The sequence below is a fragment of the Roseobacter sp. genome (genome assembly GCF_024639605.1).
Classification (GTDB): Bacteria; Pseudomonadota; Alphaproteobacteria; order Rhodobacterales; family Rhodobacteraceae; genus Roseobacter.
On record NZ_JAHEHZ010000039.1, the window covers coordinates 21,280 to 27,279 of the forward strand.

Sequence of the window (6,000 nt, forward strand, 5' to 3'; positions counted from 1 at the left end):
GCGCAAGCCCCGGGCTCGGCGATAGCCCTCCCGCCTGCCACCGCGCCTCTGTTTTCAGCTGCGCGGTGCTGCTTTTTCGACCGGGCCGCCCTGCGCCTCCCAAGTGGAAAAGCCCTCTCTGAGATGTGACGCTTCAAAGCCCATGTCCTGCAACGTGGCCACTGTCAGCGCCGAGCGCCAGCCCGAGGCACAGTGAAAGAGAAACTTCTTATCCTGAGCAAAGACATCCTTGAAATAGGGGCTGTCGGGATCGACCCAGAATTCGATCATACCGCGTGGCGCATGAAAGCTGCCGGGGATAAACCCGGTGCGCTCGCGCTCACGCACATCGCGCAGATCGACAATCTGCACATCCTCCCGACCGACCATCGCAATGGCATCAGGCGTTTCTGTCTCCTCGATGCGGGCGCGGGCCTCTGCAACCATGTCTGCGGCGGTTTTCTTAAGCGTCATGTGTGATCTCCTGTTCTTTCCAGCGACGGTGCACCCAGAGCCACTGCTCCATATGGGCACGCACCTGCGCCTCAAGGCTGTCGTTGAGTGCCTGGGTCATTTCTTCGGGGGTGCCGTGCGGCACAGGCTCCTCTATGACCATCTCAAAGCTCATCCCGTCGGGCTGACGAATACCATAGCAGGGAACGACCAGCGCGTCATAGCGCAACGCAAGCTCCGCCGCCGACAGAGCGGTATAAGCGGTACGCCCGAAGAATTTCAGCGGTGCGCCCGCGCCCATATGCTGGTCGATCAGCAGGGCAATCGCGTTGCCCTCCTTAAGGAACTTCACCATCTCGCCCATGCCACGGCGTCCGCGCAGAAAGAGCGGCGTGCCGACCTGGCTGATCCGCGAGACATAGAAATCGTTGAAGCCTTTGTAATTCATGCTGCGGTACAGCCCGCCGACCTTATGGCCGCGCCGGATCAGGATCGAACGGGCAATGTCGTAATTGCCAATATGGCCCGAAACGATGATTACCGGCCGCCCGGCCTCGCGCGCGGCATCCAGCGCCGCAGCGCCGGGGCCGGTCACCGGTGTGGCGGCGGCAGTGGCTTTGAGGTCTTCCGGTGAAAAGAGCTCTGCCAGCGTGCGACCGATCTGGTCAGGCACGGCGCGGGCCAACCGGTTCTTTTCGGCCGCAGGCATCTCAGGAAAGATCATCGTCAGGTTTTCGCGCACCCGGCGGCGGTATCCGATCACCGGACCCACGACATGAGATACGATCCAACCCATCATCGGCACGCGCAACCTGTAGGGCAGAAGGCCAAGAAGCCGGATCAGGCCAATGAGAAGCCCGCTGATCAGCCGGTCGCGCAGCGGCAGTGCCGCAGGCTCCTCGGGTTTTGCTGGCTTTTGTCCGGGTGTGCTGGCCGCCATCGGGTGGTGTGATCCTCAGAGGTGCTGCGTTTGTATCATCTGTGGAGCCGCGCTCAAGGGGCAGCATCGGAGTGCGGGCGTCCCGGTACGTAGGCTGTGGGCAGTCTCCGGTCAGATGCTATCCGCGCCGCCCGCGCCGGGCTGAAATGGCAAAAGCCGCCCCGGTTCGGAGCGGCTTTTGCAATTCTTTATATGCTGGGGGGGGGCGATCAGGCGGCCAGAGCGTCCTGTGCCTGCTTCACAATCGCGCCAAAAGCATCAGGCTCGTGCACGGCCAGATCGGCCAGCACTTTGCGGTCCACTTCAATGCCGGCCAGCGACAGACCATTGATGAAGCGGCTGTATGTCAGCGCCTCGTCATGGCTGCGCACTGCAGCGTTGATCCGCTGAATCCAAAGCGCCCGGAAATTGCGCTTGCGGTTCTTGCGGTCGCGGGTCGCATACTGGTTGGCTTTATCGACCGCCTGGCGGGCGACTTTGAAGGTGCTCTTGCGGCGGCCATAGTATCCTTTGGCGGCCTTGATGACCTTCTTGTGACGTGCGTGGGTGACTGTTCCGCCTTTAACTCGGGACATATGTGATCTCCTTCAGGCTCAGCGGTCGTAGGGCATAAAGCCCTTGACGATTTTGGCGTCCGGTGCGGACAAAGTTGTGGTTCCGCGTGCGTCACGGATGAACTTGCGCGTACGCTTGATCATGCCGTGGCGTTTGCCTGCCTGGCCCGCCAGCACTTTGCCGGTGGCTGTCACCTTAAAGCGCTTTTTGGCGCTCGATTTGGTCTTCATCTTGGGCATTTCCGTCTCCTCATAGTTCAGGTCGGTCTGCGCGCGACTCGGCATGCCACATAAGCCGGTCCCGCGATGGAAGGCTGCTCTATAGGGGGGACACGTCCGCATGGCAAGACCCGATCGCCCGGGTCCTGCGCGCAAATCCGCGGCGGTATCTGTGCTACATCAGATAACGGCTGACGACCGACATCAGGATCTGCGGGATTTCCGCAATTGAGTAGCTGCCGTGAACGTTCACGAAAGCAAAACCAACCAGCAACGTGCCGGTGATGAAAGCGAAAATACCCGCCGCTGCGGAACGGCTGGCCGTCAGCGCCGAAATGGTCAGCAAAATCGACAGACCGATAAAGAAAAGTCCAATTACCAATGCCAGATCAGGTTCCATACCCACTGACTCCCTGTTTAAATAAAACCACGTTTCCTTAACGCAGCGTTAACTTACACTATTCGGGGGTCCTGGAACATCTTTTCCGTGCAGATGCCCGCAAAATACCCGCAATACGCCGCAGCGCAGAAACAGTTGAGCCGCAGGGTGCTGAACTGTTGCCTCGCATGATATTCCGTGAGCGTTATTCCGGGTCGGTGCTGTAGATAAGGCGCTCATCGCAGGGGGCGACACGCAGAATGTTCGTGCTGCCCGGTACGTTGAACGGAACACCTGCCGTGACGACGATCTGATCCGTCGGTCCCGCATATTCCTGCGCACGCGCAGCCCGGGCCGAAGCCACAACCGCCGATTTGAAGCGGTCCATCATCTCGGTGATCACGCAGTTGGTACCCCATGTCAGGGTCAGCCGGCGTGCGGTGGATTTCAGCGGTGTCATCGCGAGGATCGGCACCATGGGGCGTTCGCGCGCAACCAGCAGGGCGGTGGTGCCGCTCTGGCTGAAACAGCAGATTGCCTTGATGTCTGTTTTCTCCGCGATCTCGCGGGCCGCCGAGACGATGGCATCTGCGATCGTTGTACCCGGAGCGTCACGTGAGGCCGTCATGATCTGCGCATAGGTCGGGTCCTGCTCAACTTCGGTGGCGACGTTGTCCATCGTGGTGACAGCCTCGATCGGATAGTCACCGGCGGCGGATTCAGCCGAAAGCATCACCGCATCCGCCCCTTCATAGATGGCTGTAGCCACGTCAGACACCTCAGCCCGGGTAGGCATCGGGCTTTCGATCATGCTTTCGAGCATCTGTGTTGCAACAATCACCGGTTTGGCCGCCGAGCGGCACTTGCGCACAAGGCGTTTCTGAATGGGCGGTACATTCTGAACGGGCAGTTCCACGCCGAGATCGCCGCGCGCCACCATAATGCCGTCACTGACCGCGAGGATCTCTTCGAAGTTTTTCACCGCTGCCGGTTTCTCGATCTTGCTGAGGATCGCCGCGCGGCCGTTCGCCAGATCCGCGGCTTCCAGTACGTCGTCGGCCCGCTGCACAAAACTCAGCGCCAGCCAGTCCACGCCAAGCTCGCAGACAAACTCCAGGTCTTTGCGGTCTTTATCCGACAGCGCGGCCAGGGGCAGCACCACATCCGGCACGTTCACGCCCTTGCGGTTCGAAATCAGACCGCCCGCCGTCACCGTGCAATCCGCGAAATCAGGGCCACAGTCGTTTACGGTCATCCGGATCTTGCCGTCGTTCACCAGCAGCGTCGATCCGGGTTCGAGGGCTGCGAAAATCTCCGGGTGGGGCAGGTTCACACGGCTGCTGTCGCCCGGGGTGTTGTCAAGATCCATCCGGAATTTTGCGCCATCTTCCAGCATTTCGCTGTCACCGGCAAAAACGCCCACACGCAGCTTCGGCCCCTGCAGGTCAGCAAGAATGCAGATGCTGCCGCCGGTGTCTTCTTCGATCTGCCGGATGATCGCGTGACGCTCGCGGATTTCGTCGTGGCTGCCGTGGCTCATGTTAAGACGGAAAACGTCTGCTCCCGCTTCGTGCAGATTGCGGATCATTTCATAGCTGCTGGAGGCAGGGCCAAGGGTGGCCACAATCTTTACGTTGCGGGTGCGTTTCATCTGCTCAGTTCCTCTCTGTCGCCGGCGGGCGTCTGTTGTGCTCGGCGTCTGCCTCTGCGGGCGGACAGCGTCGGTTGTTATCGCTAACGGCCCGCCTGCTTTATGCCGCATCGCGGCACAGGGCGCAACCTCGTCAGACCAGTGCCCGAGAACAATGAAGTTGTGATGACATATGACCCGGGCGATGTCCAACCTGCAGATGTTGACATTGGCCGGGCCGTCCCCACGTTGGAATTACGGATATAAAGGAGCCCGCACGATGCCGACACCGACCGAGACCGAACTTCAGGCCGCAGCCTTTCGTCGCCTGCAAAAGCACCTGATGGAAGACCGCACCGACGTGCAGAACATCGACCTGATGAACCTTGCCGGGTTTTGCCGCAACTGTCTGAGCCGGTGGTACCAGGAAGCCGCCAACGAACGCGGCATCGACATGGACAAGATGGAAGCGCGCGAACTGTTCTACGGCATGCCCATGGACGAATGGAAAGCAAAGTATCAGACCGAGGCAACTGACAGCCAGCAAAAAGCCTTTGCAACTGCATTTGAAGAAAACGTCGGCAGAGACTGAAACGCTGGCGCGCGTCTTTCTATCGCATCACGAAGCGCCGGACGATTGCCTTTCCGGGGCGCTGGGAGCAGTCCGACTGTGTCAGCCTGCGGCCTGAACTGAGCTCCCAGTTAACGGGAATACATTTGCTGGATTTATGGCTTTTGAACGATATCCAGCCCGGTTTGATATTTTGCATCGTCCAGCGATCGTTGGCGAACTTTTCAGCGCTGCCCTGATATTTATACAGGATTATGTTTGCACGTTCTTCCTTGCTGCCTGCACGCACATTCGCGCATTTCCCGGTCGCCACATGGACCAGATGCTTGCCGCCTGCGTCCCGGCGGAACCTCATCTGCGCATGGCTGCAGGAGCAGCCCTCAACCATGTTCAGCCGGCTGATTTTGCGACCGGTTTCATGCAGGCCCGGCGGAGTTTGCCTGACATGATCAGGAACTGCGGGTTCGCGAAGCTTGCCTTGCCACTGACAGATGCGACTTTGTTCTTATAGCTGGCTGACGCTGACAGCCCGGGTTCGCGGTCCGGCTCATACCGGGATGTGACGGAGCGCATCCCCATGTTTTTCTTCTGAGCACCAGCGCTGGCCTGCTGAAAGATAATGCAGGTGGCAGTCGTTTTTTCGGCAGCATGGCTGTTTTATCCCTGTCCCGGCTCCACATTCGTTTCGGGATAGTCGACCACATTCGCATTACCTGCATGCACCCCGGTCATCTCCACAGCACCGGGCATCAGACTTGCGGTACCCGTTCGGGTCAAACGTGAAGATGATTGTACAGAAAATGACATCAACACCCTCCATCTGATACAGCGCGAGCACCCGGCTGCGCCACCTTCCGACCGGATCGGGCCCTGGCCGGTCTAAATTGGATTCCGGCCCGAACACGGCACGATAAGCCAGTTCATCGGCGCAACATCCTGCGAATACTGATGCAATGTGCGTCTCGATCCGCCTCGCAACCCAGCAACCCCAGCGGGAAGAAAAATGCCTGCAAAATAATTTAAGTGAGGGCGCGGGAAAGCTGTGCGGGGTTATCATATTATCCCTGCAAAAGCCGCCCGCTGTGGACGGATGCCTGAGGCCGCCGCCCGCTTACTGTCCCCAAGACAGATCCCGCACAGCCGCAGCACGACCAGGCCCGGCGCACCGCTCCCCGGCACCGCATCGTTAATTTTGCACCACCGGGCTTTGCAACCCCGATCACGAGGGCGGTCGGGATAAGCCTGATCAAGGGTGAGCCTCCGGGACTGGCCCCG

The 6,000-nt window shown here is 59.7% G+C and carries 8 protein-coding genes; 1 reads left to right on the forward strand and 7 read right to left on the reverse strand.

What is annotated here, in order from left to right:
• Nucleotides 1-54 precede the first annotated feature (54 nt).
• The 6 genes from Q0M35_RS07310 to pyk all read right to left on the reverse strand — a co-directional run bounded on the left by Q0M35_RS07310 (nt 55) and on the right by pyk (nt 4,175).
• A complete protein-coding gene (locus Q0M35_RS07310) occupies nt 55-453 on the reverse strand; it encodes a rhodanese-like domain-containing protein (RefSeq protein ID WP_295313673.1) in 399 nt (132 codons plus the stop codon).
• A complete protein-coding gene (locus Q0M35_RS07315; protein WP_295313675.1) occupies nt 443-1,372 on the reverse strand; it encodes a lysophospholipid acyltransferase family protein in 930 nt (309 codons plus the stop codon). The genes Q0M35_RS07310 and Q0M35_RS07315 overlap by 11 nt, the downstream gene beginning before the upstream one ends.
• 209 nt (nt 1,373-1,581) lie before the next feature.
• Nucleotides 1,582-1,947: a 50S ribosomal protein L20 gene (gene rplT / locus Q0M35_RS07320; protein WP_138662406.1), complete on the reverse strand. Its 366-nt coding sequence runs from the start codon at nt 1,945-1,947 to the stop codon at nt 1,582-1,584.
• An 18-nt stretch (nt 1,948-1,965) separates the two neighbouring features.
• Nucleotides 1,966-2,166 carry a 50S ribosomal protein L35 gene (gene rpmI / locus Q0M35_RS07325; RefSeq protein WP_014873788.1) on the reverse strand — a complete coding sequence of 67 codons (201 nt, stop codon included), beginning with the start codon at nt 2,164-2,166 and terminating at the stop codon, nt 1,966-1,968.
• Between the two features lie 154 nt (nt 2,167-2,320).
• The gene (locus tag Q0M35_RS07330) at nt 2,321-2,545 is read right to left on the reverse strand and encodes a hypothetical protein (protein WP_295313688.1); all 225 of its coding nucleotides are present in this window, start codon (nt 2,543-2,545) and stop codon (nt 2,321-2,323) included.
• A gap of 184 nt (nt 2,546-2,729) precedes the next feature.
• Complete coding sequence (pyk, locus tag Q0M35_RS07335; protein ID WP_295313690.1) at nt 2,730-4,175, reverse strand: pyruvate kinase; 1,446 nt, start codon at nt 4,173-4,175, stop codon at nt 2,730-2,732.
• A 259-nt stretch (nt 4,176-4,434) separates the two neighbouring features.
• Between pyk and Q0M35_RS07340 the strand changes: the two genes are divergently transcribed.
• The gene (locus tag Q0M35_RS07340; protein ID WP_295313692.1) at nt 4,435-4,746 is read left to right on the forward strand and encodes a DUF1244 domain-containing protein; all 312 of its coding nucleotides are present in this window, start codon (nt 4,435-4,437) and stop codon (nt 4,744-4,746) included.
• Between the two features lie 19 nt (nt 4,747-4,765).
• On the opposite strand, the gene Q0M35_RS18565 is transcribed toward Q0M35_RS07340, so the two are convergent.
• On the reverse strand, nt 4,766-5,113 hold the full coding sequence (locus Q0M35_RS18565) for an RICIN domain-containing protein (protein ID WP_366519649.1): 348 nt from the start codon (nt 5,111-5,113) through the stop codon (nt 4,766-4,768).
• Nucleotides 5,114-6,000 lie beyond the last annotated feature (887 nt).